Origin of the sequence: Arthrobacter sp. NPDC056691 (assembly GCF_042791415.1) — a bacterium.
Classification (GTDB): domain Bacteria; phylum Actinomycetota; class Actinomycetes; order Actinomycetales; family Micrococcaceae; genus Arthrobacter.
The window spans coordinates 1,495-26,188 of record NZ_JBHTXX010000047.1; the positions used below are offsets into that span (position 1 = coordinate 1,495).

The window sequence follows — 24,694 nt, forward strand, 5'->3', positions numbered from 1 at the left end:
CTTTGGGGTTGGGTTCGTCCCACTGTTACGGCGCGGTGGTGGGGGCCGGGCCCTTCTCTGTGTACTGCTTGGGGCGCTGCCTAGTGGCTGAGGGTTTTCTGTCCCTCGCCGGCTTCAACAGCTTCGTGGTGGCCGTGGCCGGCTTCCAGCTCGGCAGGCGTTGCCGGAGCAACCCTGTCCTCGAAGAACCAGCGGGACAGCTTGGCGCGGCGGTTTTCGTTGCGGGTCACCACACCGTGCTCGTTCGGCTGTGCGGGCAGCGGTGCAAGTGATTCAAAGCCAACCAGCTTGTAGCGCTTGTACTCGTCCAGCGGGGCGTGCACCTCGATGAACTCACCGTGCGGGAGGCGGACGATGCGTCCGGTCTCGCGGCCGTGGAGGGCGATTTCGCGGTCCTTGCGCTGCAGGGCCAGGGCGACGCGCTTGGTGACGACGAACGCGATGATCGGTCCGAGGAAGAACAGTGCGCGCAGCCAGTACGTGACGTCGTTCAGTGCCACGTGGAAGTGCGTTGCAATGAGGTCGGAGCTTGCCGCGGCCCACATGACGCAGTAGAACGTGAAGCCCGCCATGCCGATTGCCGTACGCGTGGGGGCGTTGCGGGGACGGTCCAGGACGTGGTGCTCGCGGTTGTCCTTCGTGATCCAGCGTTCGATCCACGGGTAGGTGAACAGCACGGTGAACACTGCGCCTGCCGGAACGAGTGCCGGGAGCAGGACGTTCAGCGTCAGGACGTGGCCGAAGATGATGTATTCGAAGTGGAAGCCGCTGACCACACCGGGCATCAGGCGCAGGGCGCCGTCAACCCAACCGATGTACCAGTCAGGCTGGGTGCCTGCGGACACGGGGGAGGGGTCGTACGGGCCGTAGTTCCAGATCGGGTTGATGGTGAAGAACGCAGCCATGAGTGCGATGACACCGAACACGATGAAGAAGAAGCCGCCTGCCTTCGCAGCGTAGACCGGGCCCAGCGGGTAGCCGACGACGTTGCGGTCGTTCCGGCCCGGGCCGGGGTACTGCGTGTGCTTGTGGACAACCACCATGAAGAGGTGGATGACGATCATGAGCAGGATCAGTGCCGGCACGAGCAGGATGTGCAGCGTGTAGAGGCGGCTGATGATGACCGTGCCGGGGAACTCTCCACCGAAGAGGAAGAACGAGATGTAGGTGCCGATCACCGGGATCGACTTGATCACGCCGTCGATGATGCGCAGGCCGTTACCGGACAGCAGGTCGTCGGGGAGGGAGTAGCCGGTGAAGCCGGCAGCCATGGCCAGGATCAGCAGGACGCCGCCCACAACCCAGTTCATTTCACGGGGCTTGCGGAATGCGCCGGTGAAGAACACGCGGAGCATGTGCACTGCCACGGAGGCCACGAACAGCAGTGCTGCCCAGTGGTGGACCTGGCGCATGAACAGGCCGCCGCGGACGTCGAAGGAGATGTCCAGCGAAGAGCTGTAGGCCACGGACATTTCGACGTTCTTCAGCGGCGTGTAAGAGCCGGCGTAGTGCGTCTCCGCCATGGACGGATCGAAGAAGAACGTCAGGAACGTTCCCGACATGAGCAGGATGACGAAGGAGTACAGCGCCACCTCGCCAAACATGAAGGACCAGTGGTCCGGGAATACCTTGCGGCCGAATTCGCGGAGGATTCCCGAACCGCCGACGCGCTCGTCGACGAAGTCAGTAAAGCGTCCGACTTTGGTGTTGGCTACGTAGGCGGGGGCTTCAGCTGTTGGTGCTGCGCTCATGCTCATCACGCTCCCAGTAACTTGGTCCTACAGGTTCTTTGAAGTCGCTGGTGGCGACCAGGTAGCCCTCATCATCAACTGCGATGGGCAGCTGGGGGAGCGGGCGGCTGGCCGGGCCGAAGATAACCTTGCATTCCTGGGTCAGGTCGAAGGTTGACTGGTGGCACGGGCACAGCAGGTGGTGCGTCTGCTGCTCGTAGAGGGCAACAGGGCAACCGACGTGGGTGCAGATCTTGGAGTAGGCAACGATGCCGTTGTAGCTCCAGTTCTCGCGGCCTGCAGAGATGTGGAGGTCCTGCGGGTTGAGGCGCATCAGCAGAACGACGGCCTTGGCCTTCTCGTTGAGCTTGCCTTCGTGCAGTTCGTTGAGGCCCTCAGGGATGACGTGGAAGGCTGAACCGATGGTGACGTCCGAGGCCTTGATGGGGGTTCCATCGGGGTCGCGGGTAAGGCGCTTGAGCTTGCCGTCCAGCGGGGCCCACATGGTGTGCGCCAGCTTGTCGTCCGGGCGCGGTCCGAGGTCACCGAAGATGGCGAGGGCCGGCAGGGGTGCCAGTGCCACGGCGCCAAGCAGGGTGTTCCGGATGAGGGGACGGCGCTTGATGCCCGTTTCCTCCACGATGTCGTCGACGATGCGGACCGCAGCCTGGCGGTCGTCCTCCGTGCGGATCGCGTGGCGTTCCTCGGAAACTTCGTGGTCCGGCATGAGGGCCTTGGCCCAGTGCACGATGCCGGTGCCGATGCCGAGCATGGCAAACGCCGTTCCGATGCCGAGCAGTGCATTCTGCAGCCGGATCGTCGCAACACTGGAGTCATCTCCCAAATCTATGGCGAAGTACGCCACCAGGAAGATGATGGTGCCAACGACTGAGATTGCGAACAGTGCAGCAACCTGCCGTTCTGCCCGCTTGGCGGCCTTCGGGTCCGTGTCAGCCAGGCGCAAGCGGTGCGGGGGAATTCCAGGATCCTGGAATTTCTCCACCTCATGCTGACCAGCCGTAGCTACGGTGCCCGAGTGGTTCGGACTGCCGTCACTATGGTTGCCCATGATTCGCCTCATCCTTCTCTCGTCTCGGCCTTTGCCGAGTTAATGTTCAGTTCCAAACCTGCTGAGTGATCAGCAGGACATTCTTTTGTGCCGGATTGGCTAGGACGCGCGGGACGTCAGCCAGATCGTGAAGGCGATGATGACGCCCAGGCCGGCGATCCACACGAACAGGCCTTCTGAAACGGGGCCAAGGGCACCCAGGTCTGCGCCGCCCGGGGAGCCGTTGGCTTCGATCTGCTTCAGGAAGGTGATGATGTCGCGCTTGCCCTCAGGGGTGATGTTCGAGTCGCTGAACACCGGCATGTTCTGCGGTCCGGTGGCCATGGCTTCGTAGATGTGCTTGCCGGTGACATCGGCCAGCGCCGGGGCGAACTTGCCGCGCGTCAGTGCACCGCCCGCAGCCGCAGCGTTGTGGCACATGGCGCAGTTGGTGCGGAACAGCTCGCCACCCTTGGCTGCATCGCCCTTTTCGTCGAGGTATTCGTCGGCCGGGATGGCCGGACCTGCACCCAGCGAAGCAACGTACGCGGCCAGCTGGTGGGTCTGGGTGTCGTTGAACTGGGCCGGCTTCTTGTAGGCCTGGGGGCCGTTCATCTGCATGGGCATGCGGCCGGTGCCGACCTGGAAGTCAACAGAGGCGGCGCCGACGCCGACCAGTGAGGGACCGGCCTGCGTTCCGCTGGCACCCATGCCATGGCAGGTGGCGCAGTTGGCTTCGAAGAGCTTCTGGCCTTCCTGCGTATCGCTGGCGGTGAACTCTGCAGTGCTGGCTTTGGCCTCGTTGACGGTGGTGGCAACGGCGTACAGCCCACCAGTGAGGAGGAGGCCCATCAGCAGCAGGGCTATTGCTGCCAGTGGGTGACGTCGCTTCTGCGAGAGTGCCTTCACGTGGTGGTTCCTTTATTCGATCGTGCGTCGGCTCCGTGAGCCGCTTCTTGAAATTCGTTCTCTTGGAGAAGAGGGAGAAAAGCCTGGCTTACTTGAGGACGTAGATGACCAGGAAGAGGCCAATCCACACGACGTCCACGAAGTGCCAGTAGTAAGAGGTGACAATTGCCGAGGTCGCCTCGAAGTGGCCGAACTTCTTAGCGGCGAAGGAGCGGCCCATGATGAGCAGGAAGGCGACGAGGCCACCGATGACGTGCAGGCCGTGGAAGCCGGTGGTCATGTAGAAGGCGGAGCCGTAGGCGTTCGAGGACAGCGACACGTGCTCGGAGACCAGCATGGCGTATTCCGTGGTCTGGCCGGCAACGAAGAATGCGCCCATGAGAAAGGTCAGGGTGAACCATTCGTTCATGCCCCAGCGGGTGAACTGGAGCGGCCCGCCGCTGCGTCGCGGCTGGAGCCTTTCGGCGGCGAATACGCCCATCTGGCAAGTGAAGGAACTTGCCACGAGGACGATGGTGTTAACGAGCGCAAAGGGGAAGTTGAGCTTGGCCGTCTCTTCCGCCCACATCTGGCCGGAAGTGGACCGGAGTGTGAAGTACATGGCGAAGAGGCCGGCGAAGAACATCAACTCGCTGGAGAGCCAGACAACGGTCCCTACGGAGACCATATTTGGGCGGTTCAGCGTGGGGTGCGCAGGGGTACTGGGGGCATGGGTCGCAGATGTCACATAGACATTATGTCTGTAAAACTTCGGCTTGCCCAACGCAAACCGCCTTTTGCGGAGACTTTTTCTACAAAGACGCGAAATCGCGCTGAAAAGTTCCCGGCGGCGTTCACATTGGTCTTTGCGAGGGGCACCTCGATAGCATCAGGAGGTGACTTCTCAGGTATCGGCACCGGCGGCAGGCAACACTTGGCCGCGCCTCATCTCGGCACTGTTGAACGGCGAACACCTGAGCGCGGACAGTACGGCATGGGCCATGGACACCATCATGTCGGGGGCCGCCACGCCCGTCCAGATCGCCGGTTTCCTGGTGGCTTTGCGCGCCAAGGGTGAGACTGTGGAGGAGATTGCCGGCCTCGTTGACGCCATGGTGTCCCATGCCAATCCGATTTCCATCACCGGCGAAAAACTGGACATCGTGGGCACCGGCGGTGACCAACTTAACACCGTAAACATCTCCACCATGGCCGCACTGGTCTGCGCCGGGGCGGGCGCAAAGGTGGTTAAGCACGGCAACCGGGCGGCGTCGTCGTCGTCGGGATCCGCGGACGTCCTGGAAGCGCTGGGGGTGCGGCTCGACCTCCCCATCGCTGACGTTGCGCGGAACGCCGAGGAAGCGGGCATCACCTTTTGCTTCGCCCAGGTCTTCCACCCGTCCTTCCGCCACACGGCGGTGCCCAGGCGTGAGCTCGCGATCCCCACAGCCTTCAACTTCCTGGGACCCCTCACCAACCCTGCCCGGGTGCAGGCCTCGGCAGTGGGGGTAGCGAACGCCCGCATGGCGCCGCTGGTGGCAGGCGTTCTGGCGCGGCGCGGAAGCCGGGGCCTGGTGTTCCGCGGAAGCGACGGCCTGGATGAACTGACCACCACCGGACCGTCCACTGTGTGGGAGATCCGCGGCGGCGAGGTGACCGAACAGACATTCTCTCCCCAGGACCTGGGGATCCGTCAGGCGACGGTGGAGCAGCTTCGCGGCGGGGACGCCCAGGCGAATGCCGCCGTCGTGCGCAACGTCCTCGCCGGGGAATCCGGTCCGGTCAGGGACGCCGTCCTGCTGAACGCGGCGGCGGGACTCGTGGCCTACGACCTTCAGGCCGACGGTCCGCTCACTGAGCGCATGAGGCTTGCGCTGGACCGGGCTGCGGAATCCATTGGTTCAGGCGCAGCCGCTGCCGTCCTCGACAAGTGGGTCAGCCTCTCGCAGGCCGAAAACGCAAAATAGCGGTCTCAGACAAGAACGGAGGGCCATGCAGGTGCATGGCCCTCCGTTCTTGTATCAGACGGTGACTACTCCTCGAACCCCAGCGCGAATGCGGCATCGAGGTCGTGCTGTGAGTATGCACGGAAGGCGATATGGGTGGTGGTGTGTACGACGGCGGGCACTTTTGACAGCTTGTCGGCGATGACGTCCGCGAGGTCTTCGTGCTGGGCCACGCGTGCAACTGCGATCAGGTCCCATTCGCCGGTCACGGAGTAAACCTCGCTGATGCCCTCAATGGCGGATATTTCCTCGGCCGTTTCGGGGATGCGCGAGGCGTCTGTCTTGATCAGGACGAATGCGGTGATCACTATGAACCCTTCCGGATCTGTTGGCTGTGCTGCCAGCCTAATACATGAGTTCGCTGGTACATGGGTGGCAGCCCGCAGGGCCGCAGCCGGGTGTCCCGGCCCCGAGGAGTCAGGCGCGGCCGCGTGCGCGCAGGCGGAGAACGATTGCGACGACGAGGCGGTAGCCGAGGAGGAACACGGCCAGGCTCAGCAGGGCCACAATCACAAACGGGAGGACCACTGTCTGTCCTGTGATCGCCCGCAGCGCCATTCCGATGGCCACGGTGCCCAGCCAGACGGCCACCCCGGCGGGCCATAGCGCCAATGGCCGCCGCCAGACGCGCAGCAGCAGCCAGGCGACGGCTGCGCCGGCAAGGAAAGGCCAGGCAGTTGACAGGATGCCGGTCAGTGATTCACCGCGCGCATGGGCGTCGCGGCCGATCGCGGCGAAGGTCAGGATGAGAATGAAATCCGCCGCGGCTGCGGCGGCCGTCGGCGCCGGAACCGCCCGTGTTCCGGAACGGTCTGTTGTGGAAGGCATGCTTCCGAGCCTATCCGTTTTTGCCGGGTCTTGCCCTGACCGGAAGATCCAGTGACGATGTCAGGCAGGAACCCATGTGCACCCTGAAGGAGGCCTGGTGAAGCTCACCCAGATCGCGCAGCATGCCGAGGACCTTGACCGGGCGGCGGAGTTCTATTCCGCCCTGCTGGGCACTGCGCCGGCGGCGGTCTTTGACCCGCCGGGTCTGCTGTTCTTTGATCTCGACGGCGTCCGGCTGCTGCTGGAGCGGGGAGCGCCGTCGTCGCTGATCTACCTCAACGTGGCGGATGTGCGGTCACACGTGGCGGAGCTGGAGGCAAGGGGAGTGGAGGTGACTGGTGCCCCGCACGTGATCTTCCATCACGATGATGCACGGCTCGGCCCCGCGGGCACGGATGAATGGATGGCGTTCATCCGGGACAGCGAAGGAAACACCGTAGGGCTGGTGAGCCACTCGTCCGACGCCGGGACACCCGCCTGAGCCAGCGTCAGGCCGCCGGCGCCCGTTGTTCCCGGCGCTGGGCGGGACTAGTCTCAGGGCGGACCGTGCTTCGGCCTCACGGAGGAGGAAAGCGTGCAGAAAATCACACCTTGCCTGTGGTTCGATAACCAGGCGGAGGAAGCGGCCGAATACTACGTGTCCGTCTTCGACAATGCCTCGGTCACCAGCGTCTCGCGCTTTGGCGAGGGCGGTTCTGGGCAGGCAGGCCAGGCGGTCGTCGTGGAATTTGAAATCGAGGGCCAGGTATTCCAGGCACTGAACGGTGGACCGGCGTTCTCCTTCAGCGAGGCAGTGTCCTTCGTGGTGGACTGCGCCTCGCAGCAAGAGGTTGACCGCTACTGGAACTCCCTTACGGACGGCGGGAGTGAGAGCCAGTGCGGGTGGCTCAAGGACAGGTACGGCGTTTCGTGGCAGATAGTGCCGCAAGTTCTCAGCCAGCTCATTAACGGGCCGGACCCGGCCGGGGCCCAGCGCGTGGTCCAGGCCATGCTGGGCATGCAGAAGCTGGATATCGCCGAACTCCAGCGGGCTTACAACGGCGGGTAGTTCCCCGGCCAGCCGGCCCAGACCCAAAAACCTCAAGGTTTTCCCAAGAAGGGCTCAGTACCCTGTGCCCAAGGTACTGAACAGGTTGCGTTGGGCGGGGCGCTGCGAAGGCTGCAAACCGAGGTGAAGTCATGCTGTGGAGGCGAAAGCTGGCAACGGCAATCATCGCTGCCGTTGTGTTGAATGTGGTGGCCATTAATCTGAACGAGGACTTCTCCGTGGGGCAGGGGGACGGGGCGTTCGCTGCGACTGTCGTGCCGAACGTGCAGACCGCCGTCCTGCGAAACTGGGGTCCGGTGGTGGCCGGTGATGAGTTCAACTATTTGGGACCGCCCAACCCGCTGAAGTGGAAGGTGTACGACAGCCTGGGCCACGCTGGCAACGGGATCCGCAGCCCGAAGGCAGTGAAAGTTGCCAGCGGGGCGCTCTTCATCACAGGTGACTCCCATGGCACCACGGGCGGGGTATCGGCCACGTTCGCCCAGCAGAAGTACGGCCGCTGGGAAACGCGGATGAGGACCACTGTCCGGGACGTGGAATATCACCCCGTGGTGCTGCTGTGGCCCAACGACAACAAGTCGCCGAACTGCGCCGAGGTTGACTACGCGGAGGCGCTCGGCAATGTCAACGTGATCAAGTTCAGCCTGCATTACGCCTGCACGCGGTCCAACTATCAGACCCGGGCGGCCAAGGCACTCGACCTTACCCAGTGGCACAACTACGCCGTTGAATGGACCCGGACCGGAATCACCGGTTATATCGACGGTGTCCCGTGGTACATCGACACCAATCCGGCCCATCTGCCGCCTGTGGGAATGCACCAGACCCTTCAGCTCGACTGGTTCCCGGACGGAACCATCACCAACCAAACCCAGATGATCGTCGATTGGGTGCGTGTCTACCGGTAGCACCGGATCTGGAAAAGTCTCCGGGGGACGACGGCGGGAGGTCCCGCCGTCGTCCGTTTTTCTGTCAGCGTCCGTTCCCAATTGTTTTCGGCTGAGCAGAAAGAGCGTCCTGGGGCAGACTGGTGCCATGAGTGATGATTCGACGCCGGTAACGACCCAGCGTTCGACAGTTGAGGAGTGGACGCAGGCGTTGGCGGAGTCCGTCGGTTCGCCTGGCGGTGGCGCCGGGGCGGGCGTCATGCTTGCCATCGCTGCGTCCCTGGCATCGATGGTCGCCGGATATACGGAACCTGACGGGCGCCGGCGTCAGGAGTTGGCCGACGTTCACGCGCGGGTGCGTTCGCTGCGGGAGGCTGCCCTTCGGCTGGCCGATGAGGATGCTTCAGCGTCCCGGGCTTTCGGCGCCGCCTTCCGGCTGGATCCGGGCCCGGAACGGGAGGACGCAATACACCGGGCATCCGTAGCTGCGGCCAAGGCCTCTGCCGTGCTCGGCGAGCGCGCAATCGACGCCATTGCGGACCTGGAATGGCTGTCTTCCAACGGAAATGCAGCACTTGTTGCCGATGTCGTCGTTGCATTCGGGGCCCTCAGGGCAGCGGTGACCGGAGCGCGGACCAACGTGAGGTTCGACCTCGCTGCGCTCACCTCCGCCGGCCGCACGCCTGAACAGATCCGGGAAGAGCAGCCTGCCCTGTGGTCGACAATCGAAAACCTTGACGCCGCCGTCGACCGGATCGACAGGCTGACTGCCGAGGTGAATCACCGTTCCGCTCCTGCCGGCCCCGGTTCCCAGGAGACTGCTTAGCAACGTCGTTCTTGGGGCGGGCGGAACGCCACCGGGCCGGGCTAGCCGCGCAGGGCTGCCAGCGCGTCGGCCAGCGGCATGCGGAGGGCGGCGCCATGGCCCGGCAGCACTACCGAGGCGTCGATCTCGTCCAGCCTGTGGGTGGCCGCGAGCGCCTGTGCGGGGTCGGTGTGGAACATCGGGTGCAGCATCTGGGGTCCGTGACTCCGGCTGATCGGATGGCCGCTGACGAACGAATCACCGACCACGGCGGCACCGGCTTCAGGAAGCTGGATCACGACATTGCCCGGGGTGTGCCCCGGCAGCAGAACGGCTTCCGGCTTTCCGGGAAGCTTCCTCAGCGTGGCTGCGCTCCAGGCCCGGGCATCCGTTGCCGGCGTCGCCTTGAGGGCTCCCGCCTTGATGACATGGACCATCCAACGGAACACGCGGGGCCGCCAGGCGCGGACGATGACCTGGCCGAACGTGACCTGGTGCTTTTCCCTGCCTTGGACGTGGGCCAGCTCTTCCGGCGCGCACAGGATGGGTGTCCCATATGTTTCGGAGAAATAGGCCGCTGCCCCGGTGTGGTCGACATGGCCGTGCGTGATGAGCATGGCCCGGGCGTCAGACGGACGCAGGCCCAGCTGCCGAATGGAATCAAGGACCAGGGGACGGTCGGACGGGTACCCGCTGTCGATGATCATGAATCCGGTTTCGTCGCGGACCACGATCCAGTTTGACGCCGGGCCCTCGACGAAAAAGACACCGGGGGACACCTCGGACGTGCCGGCGGAGGCCTGCCACTGATGGGTTTGCTGCTTCACATGCACATCCTAGCCACCGGGCGGCGGGCGCCCGTCCCCATTTTGCCCTCGCGTGGCTACCGCAAGTGTGCTTGTCTGTAGCCGGTAGCGCAGATCCGGCAGGGGTCCGCGGCCGCTGTTCGACAAGGTGACACGACATGAGGTTGACCACCACGACCAACATCTCGGTTGACGGCGTGATGCAGGGGTTGGGCGGACCGGACGAGGACCGCAGCGGCGGCTTCGACCGCGGCGGATGGGCCATCCCGCTTCTCGACGAGGAAGCAGGGGACTATCTCAACCAGGTGTACGGCGGCGCGGACGCGTTCCTTTTTGGCCGCCGGACGTACGAAATCTTCGCGGGCTACTGGGGAGCGATGCCCAATCCTGAAACGAACCCGATTGCCGCCGCGCTGAACAGCCGGCCCAAATACGTGGTGTCCACCAGCCTCGTCGATCCGCAGTGGGCGGGCACGACTGTCGTGAGCGGCGACCTTGCCACTGCCATGGCTGAACTGAAGGCGAAGCACGACGGCGAGTTGCTGGTCCCGGGCAGCGGCGCCCTCGTTCGATGGCTGCTGGCGAACGACCTGGTTGACCAGCTCGACCTGGTTACCTATCCCGTCGTTGTCGGCCAGGGCACGCGGCTCTTCCCCGATTCGGGTCCAGATATGGCGCTCGAGCTGGTCAGCTCGCGGATCACGTCCCGGGGCATCACCATTCAGACGTACCGGCCCCGCGGGCGGCCGGAGTATGCGACCTCCACCGTCGGCCCCCGAAAATTAGGCTGACGCCGTGGAGTACAAAGCGCGCGGAATACCAGTGCATTATGTCGAGTACGGCGACGGTGCTCCGATCCTGGTATTACACGGTGCCGGCGTGGATCACCGGGAGATGGTCGGTGCCATGGAGCCAATACTTAGCGAGCTACCGGATTGTCGGCGACTTTACCCGGATCTGCCGGGCATGGGGCACACACCGTCTGGCGCGCTGGAGAGTGCCGACGACGTTCTTGACCTCCTGCTCGAGTTTATCGATGGTGTGATCGGTGAGGGGGAGTTCCGGCTCATAGGCCATTCCGCCGGAGCCTACTATGCCCGCGCCATCGCCGGCAGGTGCCGGGAGCAGGTGACAGGGCTCGCGTTGATCTGTCCGTTGGGTGAGAACGTCCGGGATCTTCCTGCGCACCGGGTCTTCCGGACCTCAGCCGATCCGCCCGGGACGCTTGATCCGGCCGAAGAGACCGTCTTCCGCGACTACTTCGTCGTGCAGACGCAGGCCATGCTGGAGCGGTACAAGGAGTACGTCGTCCCCGCTCTTGGTCTGGTCGACGAAGCCGGGCTTGAGCGCGTCGGCCAACACTGGCGGTTCAGCAGCAGTCCCGAAGGGGGTCCACCATACTTCGGCCCCGTCCTTATCGTCACCGGACGCCAGGACTCCATGGTTGGGTACGCCGGTCAATGGGATCTGCTGGAGCACTATCCGCGGGCTACATTCGCAGTGCTCGACCGCGCCGGTCATGCGCTGCCGCACGAGCAGCCCGGCCTCATCAGGGCCCTGGTCACAGAGTGGCTCGACCGTGTGCGTGAACATGGCCTTGACACTGACCCGTGAGTTTTCGAAGCGGTTGACCTATGACTGCCGTGCGCCATTGGTGGCCGGCTGGCAGAGCCTGTCCAGGGTTTCGTTGAGGGTGGACTCGATCTGGCCATTCAGGAGGTCACGCCTGTTCGCGCTGGACGGGTCCTCGAACTCGGTGGGCATCGGCGGCACGGTGACGGTCATGGCGGCCTGGTACCGCCCGTCGTCGCTGCTGACTGCGACCGTTTGGTAGTCCCAGAAGTTGCCACGGCCCTCTTGCCGCTTCGCGGGCGAGCAACCGTCCCCGTGCTGCCACAGCCCCAACCCATACCCAAGGAAGCCGGGACTTGTCTTCATCTCCCGCAAGGACGCCGCCGAGACGGCCCGTCCCTGGAAGAGGGCGGCCATGAAGAGGTTCAAGTCCGCCACTGTCGACACCGCCCCCGCCGCCGGAGAACCGCTAGCGAAGGTGTTGTCTGTGGTGTCGATCCGCTCACCGCGGAGGGTAACGTAGCCGTGCAAGAGTCCGGTCTCGTGCAGGTCAATTCGGTCCAGGCTGGTGTTCTTCAGGCCGAGCGGGTCAAAGACCTCTTCACGCATGACTTGGACGAACGGCTTGTGCCTCAGTGTCTGGATCAGGAGCCCGAGAGCGATATAGTTCGTGTTTGAGTACATGAAGGACCCGACGCTGGCCGCGGTCCAGGGGAGGGTCCCGGCTAGCCTGAGAGCCCGCTCCATGGTCAGTGTCCGGGCGAGGACAGGGCGGAAGTCAACGTCGTGCGGCAGTGCATCGTTTACCTCCGGCATACCGGATGTGTGGCTAAGCAGCTGCCTCACGGTGATCGGACCCGGAGGCTTGAGCGCGGCCGTGAACCCGGGAATAACGTCATTGACAGGGTCGTCGAGGCCGATGAGGCCGTCGTCCACGAGCCTGAGCACGGCCACGGCTGTCATGGTTTTGGTGACACTTGCAACCTCTACTCGGTCGGTCGTCTGCGCCGGGGTCACGGACTCGAGGTCGCGCACGCCGTATGCCCTGGACCACTCGCCCTCCGGCCAGCGCACTTGGACGACGGCGGCCACCGCCCCTTGATACATGAACAACTGGACCTGTCGCTCCAATGACGCGAACGCATCCGATGATGTCGGCGACGGTTGGGGGTCGTCCGTGGTGTAGGTGCAGCCAGAGGCCGCGAGGACGATAGCGAAGGCGGCTCGCCTCCAGGTGCGATTCTTTGAGCCCATCCGAGCCCTCCGACTAAGGAAGAAGTGGCAGGCGCCTGGCCGTGTGCGGCACCACGCCCGGCCAGACTTGGTGAGGGGCCGTCGTTCCAGCACATCAATATTATGTTCCGCCCCCGCGTTAGGGAACCCGCCGCCGGGAGACCCTGCGGGCTCTGCGGCAGAAACTTTTCCCTGGCGCGATCTGGTGCGGCCCGTCATTGTGGAGTCAGCGTCACGCGCCTCACCGCCGGCAGGGAGTAACCATGTGGAATGACGTACAGGAGTCCGAGCCGTCAGCACGATGGGCTGAGCTGTCTGAGAACGGCTGGGGAGCCCTGATGGGATGGGCGGCCGGCGACGGGAACCTGCGACGCCGCCGCTCTTCTGACGCGGGCAGGACGGTGTCCGGCCACACTGGGAGCGCAGATTGGCGGAAGCCTTTCGACGAACCGTTCACGGCCGCTGACCGGCAAGCAGTCGATGACGACATCGACACCTTTCTCCGAGACGCCGGCCTGCCGCCGCGTCCCAGAGGATACGTCTGGATGATTCGTGTTCCGGACAGCCATGCAACACCCGAGGCTTTCCTGGCAGACGTCGACGCCGCCATTCTCCGGGCTGCTGACGGCATCGTCGACCCAAACCAGCTGCGTCCCATTTTTGCTGGAGTACTCAGCGACTTCTACGCCGGAGGTGGCTGATCGTATCCACCGGTAATGAATGGGTCCGCCCGCTCTCCCCGGGGTGCCAGTGCATTCCATTGGATGGGGGATTCCCTGCTCGTCCCCAGACGCACTGGCGGGGGAGTGTCATCTATAAAACCTCAGTTGCGACTCTTTTCATTCGAGATTTCGGCGAGCCTAACCGGCTTTGGCTGCAACTTTCCCGACTACGGGCCTCGGCTCTGTGCCCAAAGCCATGCCCGCGCCATCAACCTAGAAATTTTGATTGCTAAAAAAGGCTGGACTAGATGTTTAAAGTGGCGTACTTTTGCTTCAAACGAGGAACGTGACTGGCATCACAGGATGCCGCAGGCGAGGGGGACAACAACAACCACAGGAGCACGCGATGACCGCCACAATAAACGACCTGATCGACGATTCGTTTGCGGATCATCCGCCGCCCCGGGGCTGCCCCGCGGAACGCTTCGCCGCCCCAGTCCTGACCGTCACCGTCAACGACCAGGCGGTGCTTTCGATCGCCCGCCGGCTCCACGATGGGGCGTGCCTGCGCGGGGGCGGCTGCGAGCTGCGCGACTTCCACGCGATGGATATTTACGAGACGGATGTCCGGGTCATGCTGGCCGCGATGGTGCGGGCCAGTGCCGAAGCCGACGGCCCGGAAATCAGCCCCTGCCGCAAGATAACCGAACGCCGATGGGTTCAGGGCAAATGGTCCTGCGCCGTATGCGGCTGCAGCATCCGCTTCGGCGGCGGCATCGGCTGGGTCCACACCCGCTGACCCGGGACCCGGTGGGTGCAAGGCTTGGCCGAAGCTTCAATTGGCAGCCCCGATCCGCGGCGCGTCAGCGCAGGCCCCTCATTGGCTCGTTACAGGGCTTGCATCTTCTCCGGCGAGTCCCATGCAAAGCCACCACGGGACTCCAGGAAGGGCTCGACGTGCAACCTGGTCGGCTACGGGGATGGTTCCGCCAACGAAGCGGCCCGTGTTGGTTGCGATGATCGCACCGTGCTGGTCCACGATGCAGGTGTTCGGCGGCAACGGCCGGAGGAGGGGCTCGAACGCGCTCTGGAGTTGGCCAACGCGTATGTCGGCAGCGACGGCTCCGACATAGTCTCCAGCGATGGTGACTCGCTTGCTGAACGTGATGATGTTCTCGTTCGTTCCACTCGCATCGACGTACGCGTGACTGGTGTGGATGGTGGTGTCATCAGCGGTATCGTCGGGGCGCCACGGCGCTGTGACGACGTCGTAGAGGTCCATGTCGATGTAGAGCCGCTGTGGCGACTCCGGACCCGCTGGCGTATAGCACCAGGCAATCCAGCTCTCGCCGAAATACGACTGCTCGGCGATGAAGCCGGTCCCGTAGAGGAGTGGAACGCCGATGGCCACCGCTCTGCGGGCCGCACCATAGATGTCCGAGTCGGCCCTGTCTCTGCTGACTCCGGACCCGATGCTCGCACGCACCGCTTGCTCGAGCTCGCGCATTGATGTGGAGGCCGTTCCGGAAAACATGGCGGCGAGTGATTCGATGGCGGCCACTGAGTCGTCGCTGGAGGCTGGGCCGTGCGGCGCATCGGTCGGTATTCGTTCCATCTCCATTCGCTCGTCGATGACCAGGTTCATGTCCCGCCTGATGTGTTCTTCGGCCAGCGCTCGGGCGGCAGCGACGTCGCCGTTCCTGATCGCCTCCACGATTTTAGTGTGGTCTTCTGCGGCCGCGTCCTTGTGGCCGGCCGGGTTTACCCAGATCAGGGGGCCTACTTCGGCCTGCAGGGCGACTTCCTGCCGGGTGAGTCTCACAGACCCGGAGCTGGCCGCGAGCTCGATGTGAAACTTGCTGTCCGCCCGGATCGCGTCCGCCGGATGCTCGCAGTCCCGGATCTCGACGGATGTGTGCACGAGGCGTCCCATCGAGAGCCGGTGGGTCCGGTTGGCAGTCGCGGCGGCCGCGGCCGCACTGCCGGCCAAGAAGGCGCGGTATTCCCTCAAATCCCGCAGGTCTTCCAGGGAATAGGCGGCAAGAGACTGGCGCTGCACGCGGGCGATGTCCCCGGTGTTGGCCTTCACGAAACTTCCGCCGCCTTTGCCGCGTCGGGTCTCCACAAGTCCCAGCCCGCGCAACTCGGCAAGTGCGGCCCGCAGTGTCAAAGTGGAAACGCCCATCCTGGACGCAAGATAGCTTTCGCTCGGCAGCTGGGAACCGTCTTCGAGTACACCGAGTTCGATGGCGTGCCTAAGCCGGCGTCCGACCTCCTCGCCGCGGTCGGCATTCTCCAGAGGTGCGAAGGCGAGTTGCTCTTTCCAAGTAACCACTGAGGCTCCCGATGAAGTGACATTTAACCTTGAATGTCTATTGACCTTTATCAATGAAGGTCTACAGTTAAGAGTATCACTCGGGGACGCCGGAACGATGTCTGAGCTGAAGGGTTCTGACGGTGATGAAATTCCTGAAAACGCAAAAGCCTATGGTGAAAGGAATGACGATGACACGCGAAGAAGCTTTCGCCAGGTGCACGCCGGACTCGTACGTCGAGTTCTATGGTGGTCGGTGGCTCGTCGTGCCGTTCGCCCAGGTGGAGCAGCCGCTGTTCTTTGTTTGTGCACCGCAGGCGGTCCGCAGCAGCCATCACGCTTGAGCTGGAAGACTCCAGATTCCCCGCAGAATCGCGCCCCCCGGTGAAATGGCACGCGCGGCCGCAGCATCACCACGGCAGACGTTGCGACTCGAATAATTAGCCCCTTGGCGGGGGAGGGGTCCAAGGCCTCGCGGTACCCGTCGGTCCAAGCCATCTCCACGACAAGCCACGGTCGGAGGCGGCGTGCAGGGCGACCTGCTTCACGCGGCTTAGATCTCCGAAGGGCTAATCCACTTAGGTCGCTGTCACGTCTAGGTGTTCCGTGGACTCGTGCCGTAAATCGCGTCACAGGCGTTTCCGTAGTAGACGGCGCCCGGCGCGAACTGCCGAGTAGGCCAGCCGGCGAATCATCGATCTGGGCGCGGCGACGGCGGAGGGGTCGATCGAGCGTCCGATGCAGCGTTCGTGACTTTACTTTACATAATGCTGATTATCGGCGTTTTGTTCAGCCTTGCAGAAGTGGGCGCCGAAAGGCCCGCAGCTCAGATGTGTGTCCGTAGGATTTGGACGTAATTCGGTCAAGAAGTTGCTGCCCCAGAGTGCTCGCCGGCCGCTTACGCCTCGACGGGATCCGAGCCGCGTCGGTTTCTGATCTTTGTCTACGGACGTTCACGTCGTGCGTGGTCCAGCAGAAACCCTTTGGGCAAAGCCCGTCAGGAATCCCGGGCCGCCACCCATCCGCCCGCATCCCGGCGTGGCCGGGCGTGATTGTTCGGGCGTCACGCTTAAGAGGACGCATCTGCCGGGGTAACTTGACATAATGTTTGACACTTTCAGCCCCTGGCCTTCGGGTGCCGTCCGGCAGCCTATCTTGACGCGCGGCGTTCAGCGGCCGCTGCCCCAAGCGAGTCAGCATGATCGTGAAATTTCCGCGCCAGGGCGTAGGCCTCGCGGGACTCATCCGTGAACTCTGCACCCGCGAGATCGCCGGCCCAATCCAATAGGTCGGCAATCTTCTTTAAGTGCTGATAGCGAGGATCGTCCCTCTGCTGCAAATTCATATGGATCCCCCAAAGTCTCGCGGCAAGGTGCGTCCCCCCGCTGAGCCTTACATATACAGCTAGTTGGTTGAGTCTTCAATAAGTTGGCTTACTAAGCCGGGCCGCTCGGCGCCGGCTCAACCCTCAGGCAGGCGTCCCGCCAGCCCCTGGAGTGAGGGTGCACGGCCAAGCTCAACATGGGCAAAGGCCAGCGCCGCCGCGAGCTCTGCCTTGCCGTCATAGATAGCCTGGCACAGGCTCAGGTGTTCGGCGCACTGTACCTGCGGATCACGGTGGCCGGTCAGGGTGAAGAGCCACTGCATCCGACCCAGCAGGGGCTTCATGGAGTACTCCAGCAGCGAGTTGCCCCCCATCGAAACGATCTCTGCATGCAGGGCCGTGTTCAGCAGCGGTATCTGTGCCTCATCGCGGCCCAAGGTTGCCTCTTCTGCCTGGTCCATCACCAGCTTCAGCCGCGACGACGACTGGCCACGTGCCGCTGCCTGGGCCGCGAGGCGCGCCGCCAGAACTTCAAGGCTTAGCCTCACGTCAAAGAGTTCGTTGACGTCCCGCAGCGTGATCTGCTTGACCGTGGCCCCGCGCCGGGGCGAGGTGTCGATGAAGCCTTCGGCTTCCAGTTGCTGGAGCGCCTCCCGGACGGGAACCCGGGAGACATCCAGGGCCTGGGACAGCTCGCGTTCCCTGAGCCGGGATCCGGGCGCAAAAGTACCGGAGATGATCAGCTCGCGGATCCGCGCCCGGGTAGCGTCCGCCGAGGACGCGGGAGATTCCGTCTGGACTGTCACTGCTGCCTCCCGCTATTCCCGGCGTCATGGATCCGCCCGTCTCAGTTGTTCAGCTCCACATGGGTGCCGATCCCCTGCTTGAGGGCAGCGTCATACAAGAACCGGCCGATTGCCAGATCCTGCAGACCGATACCCACCGAATTGAACAAGGTTACGTCCTTATCCCCCAGGCGCCCGGCTTTTGTCCCGGCCGCCACGTTCGGCTTCCACGTCTTCGAAGCCCATCACGCCTTCGGCCACCGGAATGACCAGGCCGCCGGACTTGGCCTTTGCCGTGGCGAGGCTGTCCACGAAAACCCGTGCGCGCACCATGCGCGCCGAATCAATTTCCGGTTGGACCGGCCGGGGGCGTGATCCGACGGCGTTTATGTGGAGGCCGGGCTGGAACCACTCCCCCTTGACCAGAGGCTCAACAGCCGGCGTGAGGGTGCACAGCACGTCGGCACCTTCCACGGCTTCCTGAACGCCGGCCGCCCGCGTGACGTTGAGCCCGTACCGGGAAATTTCGTGGCAGAAGGAAGCCACAGTGTCGTGGACCGCTGCGCTGGCAGGTTGGCCGCCCGGTTCTCCGGGATGTCCGCCAGCAGCTTTTCGGACGCCAGCTCCTCGACGCCGGACAGGGCCGCCATGGGCAAAAACCTCGCATCGGAGGACGGCAGGAGGAGCGTATCCGGCGCGGGCTGGGCGGCGGTGCCCCGGCTGAGACCGGCAAAGGCGCGTTCGACGGCGGCGATGGTCCCGGGCATGTCGGCCAGCCTCTGGAGCTCGGAGGCCGTGAGAATCAGGGGCATGAATGCTTTCTGGAGAAGAGGGCGGATGGTGGGTGCGCAGGGTTCCCGGACCTGGCTGCTGAATCAGAGGTCGTTCCGTACCAGGACGCCTTGTGCCACCACGGCGCGGATCTGCTCCAGGGCTGACGCGCTGGTCAGCGGATCGGCGTTCACAACCACGGCATCCGCATAGGAACCGCGCAGCAAACGTCCGGCGTCCTCGCTCCGGCCGAGCAGGGCGGCGGCATTGACTGTCGCTGCCCTCAGGGCATCCAGCGGTGAAAGCCCGGCTTCCGCGAGCAGACGCACCTCGGTGCCAATCGGAGTCACCTCGGACCCGAAGGAGTCGGTGCCTGCCACCACCGTCACACCCGCCTCGTGGGCAGCCCGCACCGCCTCCTTGATGATGGGCGTGTATTCCCGGCCCCGTGCGGCAAGGACGGGGTTGGATGAGCCTGACATGCCGGTGATGGCGTCGAGGGTGGGCGTGAAGTACGTCCCGCGCCGGGCCATCCGGGAGATGGTCGCTTCGCTGACGAAAACGCCGTGCTCGATACTGCGCACGCCCGCCCGGACCGCGCCGTCGATCCCCTCCGCACTGTACGCGTGGCAGAGCACGCCCGCCTTGCCTGCCGCCTTGACCACCGCAGACAGTTGCTCGTAGCTGTAGACGAGTTCCCGGGGGTCCTGCTCCGGCAGGCCAGCGCGCGGATTTGCCCTGGTCTTGATCACCTGGGCGCCGCGTTTCAGGTTGACCCCCGCGAGGTAGGCGAGGTCCGCAGGTTCAGTCACTCCTCCACGCAGGGATGCAAGTGGCGCCAGGTCCGGGTCCGCAAGGAGTGACTCCCCCAGTTCGGGTGAAATGAACAAGCCTGCCGGGGTCATCCGGGGCGATGCACCCGCCGCCCACTCGGGCAAGGCAGCGAGGGCGACGTCCTGGTAGAAGCTGGTCGAGCCGCTCCTGACACTGGTCGCCCCGCCGTGCAGGATGGTCGCTGCATCGGACAGCGCATTGGCGTGCACGTGCACATCGATGAGGCCGGGAAGGACCCAGCGGCCGGAGGCGTCCACCGTACGGGCCCTGCCGGCCAGAGCGGCCACAGCACGCCGTGTTTCGTCACGGCTGCCCACGGCGCTGACCTTTCCACCTTCCAGCACCAGGACGCCGTCTTCCACTGCAGCGCCCGTCTTGGGGTCCACGATGGTGCCGCCTTCAATGATCATGGGTGGGGGTGAAACGGGGCGCTCCGGGCGGCGGGAGTTCGCAGGATTGCCTGCAGCCGTCGCGGCGGGGGCGTTTCCAAGCTGGGCGGCAAGGCCGGCCACCGAGATTCCAGCCAGTGCCGCTGCCCCGGCCAGGATGCCGCGGCGCGGGACGGCAGTTGCGGGCAGGGCTGCCGGGGTGTGGTCGTGCAGGCACATTGTTCTCTCCAAGGGGATGGTCCGGGACGCATGAGCGGGGCCACATGAGCCGGTCAGGGTCTGGGTTACTGCAGAGCATGGACGGGCTTTCCCAGCTAGCTGCAGTCGGGATCGGATGTCCCAACCATACGGTGTTTGGTATACCAATTCAATGGTGATTGCGTCTTATCGAACCAGCGGCCGCCGCTGCGATTTCGGCCGGCCGCTAGGAGGGCGGGAACGGCTCGTCCGGCTCCCGGCGGCGGAAGTCCCGCTCGGAGTCTGATGCCCGCATCCGGCCGAACAGCCGCCGACCCTCGGCGTGCGCCGCGGCCTGTGTTGCCAGGCCTCGAGCAAAATGTGACTTGCCTCTCCATGGATATGCGCCTACAGTCTTTTGGTATACCTAATGGAGCTTCCGCCACGCAGAACATCAACGTTCGGTTTGCTGGCCCGCCCATGATTGCCCTGATCGGCATGCAGCACGGCCGGGACGTAAAGGCGCTCCGCTCACTGAGCTGGAAGATCGTCGTCGTCGCCCTGATAACGTTCACGGCGAGCTTCGTAGCCGCGGCGGCCCTCGCCCAGGCTGCCATGAACTTCCAGTACCGGCCGAAAGGAACAACCATGCTGATCAGCAATGTCCGCCCGTGGGGCGGCGACGCTGTGGACGTCGAGGTCCACGAGGGGCGGATTGCTGCCCTTCACCCGCCGGGCGGCGCCGTCGATGGTGCCGGGAATGCCCGTGACGCAGTGGACGGGCGTAACCGGATCGCCATTCCGGCGTTCAGTGACGTCCACGTCCACCTCGATTCGACCCGGATCGGATTGCCGTTCCGGGAGCATACGGGGGCGCCCGGGGTATGGAACATGATGTGCAACGACCGGGAAAACTGGCGCGACACGCCCATCCCCTACCCGGAGCTGGTGGCGGGAACACTGGAACGGATGATCGCGCGGGGCACCACGCGCGTCCGCTCCTACGCCCAGATCGACGTCGACTGCAAGCTGGAGCGCTTCGAAGCGGTCATGGCCGCCAGGGAACGTTTCGCCCACGCGGCAACGGTGGAGATCATGGCATTCCCCCAGGCTGGACTCCTGCTTGAGGACGGGACCGTGCCCCTGCTTGAGGATGCCCTCAGGGCAGGTGCCACGACCATCGGCGGCATAGATCCCTGCCAGCTGGACCGGGACCCGGCGCGCCACCTGGACATCGTTTTTGGCCTGGCAGAGAAGTACGGGGTCGACGTCGACATCCACCTGCACGAGCCTGGCCACCTCGGCGTATTCAGCGCGGAACTCATCTTTGAACGCACCCGGGCACTGGGCATGGAGGGGCGCGTCTCCCTCTCCCACGCCTACGACCTGGCCAACGTCCACCCCGACGTGACCGCCCGGCTCCTCGAGCAGATGGCCGGGTTGGACATTGCGTGGGCGACGGTCGCCCCCGCAAGCGGCGGTACGCAGTTCGACCTCGCCCAGATGGCCGACGCCGGGATCAGGGTCGGGCTGGGCGAGGACGGCCAGCGGGACTACTGGAGCCCGTACGGCAATTGCGACATGCTGGACCGCACCTGGCAGCTTGCCTTCACCCACCGGCTGCGCAAGGACCGGCTGATCGAGCATTGCGCCGCGATCGCCACCATCGGGGGTGCCTCCATCATGGATCGCACAATCCAGCGCCTCACGGGCCCGGACGACCGGCCCGGCCTGGCCGTTGGGGACGCGGCGGACATTGTCCTGGTCGACGGCGAAACCGTCACGAGCACCGTCATGGACCGCGGCGCGGACCGCACGGTCATCCACCACGGCAGGGTTGTCGCCGACGGGCTGTCCGTTCTGCCGGGCCCGGCATAACCCACCCGCGAACAGACACTTGCGGCCCCGGAATCACCTGAATTCAGGCCGCAAGTGTCCGCTCGCGCTGGTCCGTCAGCTGGCGCCGACGTACGCTGCGAGGTGCTCGCCGGTCAGCGTTGAACGGCCGGCAACAAGATCTGCCGGCGATCCCTCGAAGACGATCTTGCCGCCGTCGTGGCCCGCGCCCGGTCCGAGGTCGATGATCCAGTCGGCGTGCGCCATGACCGCCTGGTGGTGCTCGATGACGATCACCGACTTGCCCGAGTCGACGAGCCGGTCGAGCAGGCCCAGCAGGTTTTGGACGTCGGCAAGGTGCAGGCCGGTGGTCGGTTCGTCGAGGATGTAAACGTCACCCTTGTCGGCCATCTGCGCGGCCAGCTTGAGCCGCTGCCGCTCACCGCCAGAGAGCGTGGTGAGCGGCTGGCCGAGGGTCAAATAACCCAGCCCGACGTCGGCCAGCCGGTCGAGGATCTTGTGGGCGGCCGGGGTGCGTGCGTCCCCGTCTTCGAAGAACTCCTCAGCCTCGGCCACCGACATCGCCAGCACCTCGGCGATGTTCCGGCCGCCGAGCGTAAACTCCAGCACCGCCGCCTGGAACCGCTTGCCGTCGCACTCCTCGCAGGTGGTCTCGACGGTGGCCATGACACCCAGGTCCGTGTAGATGACACCGGCGCCGTTGCACGTGGGGCAGGCGCCCTCGGAGTTGGAACTGAACAATGCAGGCTTCACCCCGTTGGCCTTGGCAAACGCCTTGCGGATCGGCTCGAGCAGCCCTGTGTACGTGGCCGGGTTGCTGCGCCGCGAACCGCGGATGCCGGCCTGGTCGATCACCACCACGCCATCGCGCTTGGCGACCGAGCCGTGGATCAGCGAGCTCTTGCCGGACCCGGCCACGCCGGTCAGGACGCAGAGCACACCGAGCGGGATGTCGACGTCGACGTTCTTGAGGTTGTTCGTCGACGCACCGCGGATCTCCAGCGCGCCGGAAGCGGAGCGCACCGACGCCTTGAGCTGCGCCCGGTCATCGAGGTGCCGGCCAGTGATGGTGTCACTCCCCCGGAGTCCGTCCACGGTGCCCTCGAAGCAGACGGTGCCGCCCCCGGTGCCGGCACCCGGGCCGAGGTCGACGACGTGGTCGGCGATGGCAATGCTCTCCGGCTTGTGCTCCACGACGAGCACGGTGTTGCCCTTGTCACGCAGCTGGAGCAGCAGCGAATTCATCCGCTCGATGTCATGCGGGTGCAGGCCGATCGTGGGCTCGTCGAAGACGTAGGTGACGTCGGTAAGGGACGAGCCCAGGTGGCGGATCATCTTGGTGCGCTGCGACTCACCCCCGGACAGCGTGCCCGAGGGCCGGTCCAGCGAGAGGTAGCCCAGGCCGATTTCCGCGAACGAGTCCAAAAGGTGCTGCAGCCCGGCCAGCAGCGGAGCCACGGACGGCTCGTCGAGGCCCCGGATCCAGTCGGCCAGGTCGGTGATCTGCATGGTGCAGACGTCGGCGATGTTCTTGCCTTTGATCTTCGATGACAGCGCTTCCTGGCTGAGCCGGGTGCCGCCGCAGTCAGGGCACGTCGTGAAGGTGATGGCCCGCTCCACGAAGGCTCGAACGTGCGGCTGCAGCGAGTCCACATCCTTGGACAGCATCGACTTCTGGATCTTGGGGATGATGCCCTCGTAGGTCAGGTTGATGCCCTCGACCTTGATTTTCGTTGGCTCCTTGTAGAGCAGGTCGTGCAACTCCTTCTTGGTGAACTTGTTGATCGGCTTGTCCATGTTGAAGCCGGCTCCGCTGAAGATGCGGCCGTACCAGCCGTCCATGCTGTAGCCCGGAATGCTCAGGGCGCCCCCGCCGAGCGACTTGCTGTCGTCATACAGCGCCGCGAGGTCGAAGTCGCTGACGTTGCCCATGCCCTCGCAGCGGGGGCACATGCCGCCAAGCCTGTTAAATGTTGCCTTCTCCGCCTTGGTCTTGTTCCCCCGCTCCACGGTGATCGCTCCGCTCGCCTTCACCGTCGGGATGTTGAAGGAGTAGGCGTTCGGCGAGCCGATGTGCGGCTGGCCCAGCCGGCTGAAAAGGATCCGCAGCATCGCGTTGGCGTCGGTTGCGGTGCCCACGGTGGAGCGCGGGTTTGCCCCCATCCGCTCCTGGTCCACGATGATGGCCGTTGTCAGGCCCTCCAGCACGTCGACCTCGGGCCGCGACAGCGTCGGCATGAACCCCTGCACGAACGCGCTGTACGTCTCATTGATCATCCGCTGCGACTCAGCGGCAATCGTGCCGAACACCAGGGAGCTCTTGCCCGAGCCGGAGACACCGGTGAACACGGTCAGGCGGCGCTTGGGGATCTCGACGCTGACATCCTTGAGGTTGTTCACGCGCGCGCCCTGCACGCGGATAAGGTCATGGCCGTCGGCGGTGTGCAGTCCGGATGCCTGCGCGTCCGTCCTCGTCGTTGTGGTCATCGTGTCTCCATCTGTTCAGCGGTGGTGGGCCGAGCCCGCCGGCTTCGCGCGCCATGTCTGATTCTTGTTCGTTGGCGTCGTTGCGGCAACAGGAACCGGGGATGCGGCGACAGTGGCTCCGCACCACGGCCGGGGGGGGGGGGGCGGCGGGCGGGGGGGCCCCCGGGTGGGGGCCCCGGCGGGGGGGGGGGCGGGCCACCCGGAGTGTGCCTGGTTCGGGACGGCGATCGTCGCACGGGCTGC

At 64.7% G+C, this 24,694-nt stretch carries 25 protein-coding genes and 1 pseudogene; 11 read left to right on the forward strand and 15 right to left on the reverse strand.

The genetic code is table 11. From position 1 onward, the window contains the following. Positions 1-80 precede the first annotated feature (80 nt). The 4 genes from ACFRAU_RS24275 to ACFRAU_RS24290 form a co-directional block, all read right to left on the reverse strand. Positions 81-1,751, reverse strand: coding sequence for a cytochrome bc complex cytochrome b subunit (locus tag ACFRAU_RS24275; protein WP_377997350.1), 1,671 nt, complete (start codon positions 1,749-1,751; stop codon positions 81-83). Continuing rightward, a complete protein-coding gene (locus ACFRAU_RS24280; RefSeq protein ID WP_377997349.1) occupies positions 1,729-2,799 on the reverse strand; it encodes a Rieske 2Fe-2S domain-containing protein in 1,071 nt (356 codons plus the stop codon). Before ACFRAU_RS24280 ends, ACFRAU_RS24275 begins: the two co-directional genes overlap by 23 nt. Before the next feature lie 99 nt (positions 2,800-2,898). Continuing rightward, on the reverse strand, positions 2,899-3,687 hold the full coding sequence (locus tag ACFRAU_RS24285; protein WP_377997348.1) for a c-type cytochrome: 789 nt from the start codon (positions 3,685-3,687) through the stop codon (positions 2,899-2,901). An 88-nt stretch (positions 3,688-3,775) separates the two neighbouring features. Further along, a complete protein-coding gene (locus tag ACFRAU_RS24290) occupies positions 3,776-4,450 on the reverse strand; it encodes a heme-copper oxidase subunit III (protein WP_003800868.1) in 675 nt (224 codons plus the stop codon). 112 nt (positions 4,451-4,562) lie between these two features. On the opposite strand from ACFRAU_RS24290, the gene trpD reads away from it, so the two are divergent. Further along, positions 4,563-5,633: an anthranilate phosphoribosyltransferase gene (trpD, locus tag ACFRAU_RS24295; RefSeq protein ID WP_377997347.1), complete on the forward strand. Its 1,071-nt coding sequence runs from the start codon at positions 4,563-4,565 to the stop codon at positions 5,631-5,633. 65 nt (positions 5,634-5,698) lie between these two features. Here trpD and ACFRAU_RS24300 read toward each other — a convergent pair whose 3' ends face one another. Continuing rightward, the gene (locus ACFRAU_RS24300; RefSeq protein ID WP_003800871.1) at positions 5,699-5,980 is read right to left on the reverse strand and encodes an Lrp/AsnC family transcriptional regulator; all 282 of its coding nucleotides are present in this window, start codon (positions 5,978-5,980) and stop codon (positions 5,699-5,701) included. A 109-nt stretch (positions 5,981-6,089) separates the two neighbouring features. Next, positions 6,090-6,500, reverse strand: a complete 411-nt coding sequence (locus tag ACFRAU_RS24305) for a DUF3054 domain-containing protein (protein WP_377997346.1) — start codon at positions 6,498-6,500, stop codon at positions 6,090-6,092. A 97-nt stretch (positions 6,501-6,597) separates the two neighbouring features. Here ACFRAU_RS24305 and ACFRAU_RS24310 point away from each other — a divergent pair, with 97 nt between their 5' ends. The 4 genes from ACFRAU_RS24310 (at position 6,598) to ACFRAU_RS24325 (ending at position 9,261) form a co-directional block, all read left to right on the forward strand. Then, positions 6,598-6,981, forward strand: coding sequence for a VOC family protein (locus ACFRAU_RS24310; RefSeq protein ID WP_377997345.1), 384 nt, complete (start codon positions 6,598-6,600; stop codon positions 6,979-6,981). A 93-nt stretch (positions 6,982-7,074) separates the two neighbouring features. Then, positions 7,075-7,548 carry a VOC family protein gene (locus ACFRAU_RS24315; RefSeq protein ID WP_377997344.1) on the forward strand — a complete coding sequence of 158 codons (474 nt, stop codon included), beginning with the start codon at positions 7,075-7,077 and terminating at the stop codon, positions 7,546-7,548. Between the two features lie 131 nt (positions 7,549-7,679). After that, positions 7,680-8,456 carry a glycoside hydrolase family 16 protein gene (locus ACFRAU_RS24320; protein WP_377997343.1) on the forward strand — a complete coding sequence of 259 codons (777 nt, stop codon included), beginning with the start codon at positions 7,680-7,682 and terminating at the stop codon, positions 8,454-8,456. Between the two features lie 127 nt (positions 8,457-8,583). Continuing rightward, a complete protein-coding gene (locus ACFRAU_RS24325) occupies positions 8,584-9,261 on the forward strand; it encodes a cyclodeaminase/cyclohydrolase family protein (protein ID WP_377997342.1) in 678 nt (225 codons plus the stop codon). A 41-nt stretch (positions 9,262-9,302) separates the two neighbouring features. On the opposite strand, the gene ACFRAU_RS24330 is transcribed toward ACFRAU_RS24325, so the two are convergent. Next, positions 9,303-10,067, reverse strand: a complete 765-nt coding sequence (locus tag ACFRAU_RS24330) for an MBL fold metallo-hydrolase (RefSeq protein WP_377997341.1) — start codon at positions 10,065-10,067, stop codon at positions 9,303-9,305. Positions 10,068-10,204: 137 nt separating this feature from the next. On the opposite strand from ACFRAU_RS24330, the gene ACFRAU_RS24335 reads away from it, so the two are divergent. Together ACFRAU_RS24335 and ACFRAU_RS24340 are read left to right on the forward strand one after the other, a co-directional pair. Beyond that, on the forward strand, positions 10,205-10,837 hold the full coding sequence (locus ACFRAU_RS24335; RefSeq protein ID WP_377997340.1) for a dihydrofolate reductase family protein: 633 nt from the start codon (positions 10,205-10,207) through the stop codon (positions 10,835-10,837). 31 nt (positions 10,838-10,868) lie between these two features. Next, entirely contained in the window at positions 10,869-11,660 is a 792-nt protein-coding gene (locus ACFRAU_RS24340) for an alpha/beta fold hydrolase (RefSeq protein ID WP_378001805.1), read from the forward strand. Between the two features lie 18 nt (positions 11,661-11,678). Here ACFRAU_RS24340 and ACFRAU_RS24345 read toward each other — a convergent pair whose 3' ends face one another. After that, the gene (locus ACFRAU_RS24345; RefSeq protein ID WP_378001799.1) at positions 11,679-12,872 is read right to left on the reverse strand and encodes a serine hydrolase domain-containing protein; all 1,194 of its coding nucleotides are present in this window, start codon (positions 12,870-12,872) and stop codon (positions 11,679-11,681) included. Between the two features lie 242 nt (positions 12,873-13,114). Here ACFRAU_RS24345 and ACFRAU_RS24350 point away from each other — a divergent pair, with 242 nt between their 5' ends. Together ACFRAU_RS24350 and ACFRAU_RS24355 are read left to right on the forward strand one after the other, a co-directional pair. Then, entirely contained in the window at positions 13,115-13,552 is a 438-nt protein-coding gene (locus ACFRAU_RS24350; protein WP_377997337.1) for a DUF5956 family protein, read from the forward strand. Between the two features lie 367 nt (positions 13,553-13,919). Next, complete coding sequence (locus ACFRAU_RS24355) at positions 13,920-14,312, forward strand: hypothetical protein (protein WP_377997336.1); 393 nt, start codon at positions 13,920-13,922, stop codon at positions 14,310-14,312. Between the two features lie 78 nt (positions 14,313-14,390). Here the strand turns inward: ACFRAU_RS24355 and ACFRAU_RS24360 are convergent, their stop codons facing one another. Beyond that, positions 14,391-15,848: a GntR family transcriptional regulator gene (locus tag ACFRAU_RS24360; RefSeq protein WP_377997335.1), complete on the reverse strand. Its 1,458-nt coding sequence runs from the start codon at positions 15,846-15,848 to the stop codon at positions 14,391-14,393. A 170-nt stretch (positions 15,849-16,018) separates the two neighbouring features. Here ACFRAU_RS24360 and ACFRAU_RS24365 point away from each other — a divergent pair, with 170 nt between their 5' ends. Then, on the forward strand, positions 16,019-16,171 hold the full coding sequence (locus ACFRAU_RS24365) for a hypothetical protein (RefSeq protein WP_377997334.1): 153 nt from the start codon (positions 16,019-16,021) through the stop codon (positions 16,169-16,171). 1,117 nt (positions 16,172-17,288) lie between these two features. Here ACFRAU_RS24365 and ACFRAU_RS24370 read toward each other — a convergent pair. The 5 genes and pseudogenes from ACFRAU_RS24370 to ACFRAU_RS24390 form a co-directional block, all read right to left on the reverse strand. Further along, a complete protein-coding gene (locus tag ACFRAU_RS24370; RefSeq protein WP_377997333.1) occupies positions 17,289-17,957 on the reverse strand; it encodes a GntR family transcriptional regulator in 669 nt (222 codons plus the stop codon). 41 nt (positions 17,958-17,998) lie between these two features. Further along, positions 17,999-18,106 (reverse strand): hypothetical protein, encoded by a 108-nt coding sequence (locus ACFRAU_RS24375; protein WP_377997332.1) that lies wholly within the window; start codon positions 18,104-18,106, stop codon positions 17,999-18,001. Between the two features lie 10 nt (positions 18,107-18,116). Continuing rightward, positions 18,117-18,269 carry a hypothetical protein gene (locus ACFRAU_RS24380; RefSeq protein WP_377997353.1) on the reverse strand — a complete coding sequence of 51 codons (153 nt, stop codon included), beginning with the start codon at positions 18,267-18,269 and terminating at the stop codon, positions 18,117-18,119. Between the two features lie 6 nt (positions 18,270-18,275). Further along, positions 18,276-18,482: pseudogene (locus ACFRAU_RS24385) on the reverse strand (ornithine cyclodeaminase family protein); the annotation flags it as partial. A 329-nt stretch (positions 18,483-18,811) separates the two neighbouring features. After that, positions 18,812-20,149, reverse strand: a complete 1,338-nt coding sequence (locus ACFRAU_RS24390; protein ID WP_377997331.1) for an amidohydrolase family protein — start codon at positions 20,147-20,149, stop codon at positions 18,812-18,814. A gap of 606 nt (positions 20,150-20,755) precedes the next feature. Between ACFRAU_RS24390 and ACFRAU_RS24395 the strand changes: the two genes are divergently transcribed. Continuing rightward, a complete protein-coding gene (locus ACFRAU_RS24395; RefSeq protein WP_377997352.1) occupies positions 20,756-21,985 on the forward strand; it encodes an amidohydrolase family protein in 1,230 nt (409 codons plus the stop codon). A 75-nt stretch (positions 21,986-22,060) separates the two neighbouring features. On the opposite strand, the gene ACFRAU_RS24400 is transcribed toward ACFRAU_RS24395, so the two are convergent. Then, positions 22,061-24,451, reverse strand: a complete 2,391-nt coding sequence (locus ACFRAU_RS24400; RefSeq protein ID WP_377997330.1) for an ATP-binding cassette domain-containing protein — start codon at positions 24,449-24,451, stop codon at positions 22,061-22,063. Between the last annotated feature and the right edge of the window lie 243 nt (positions 24,452-24,694).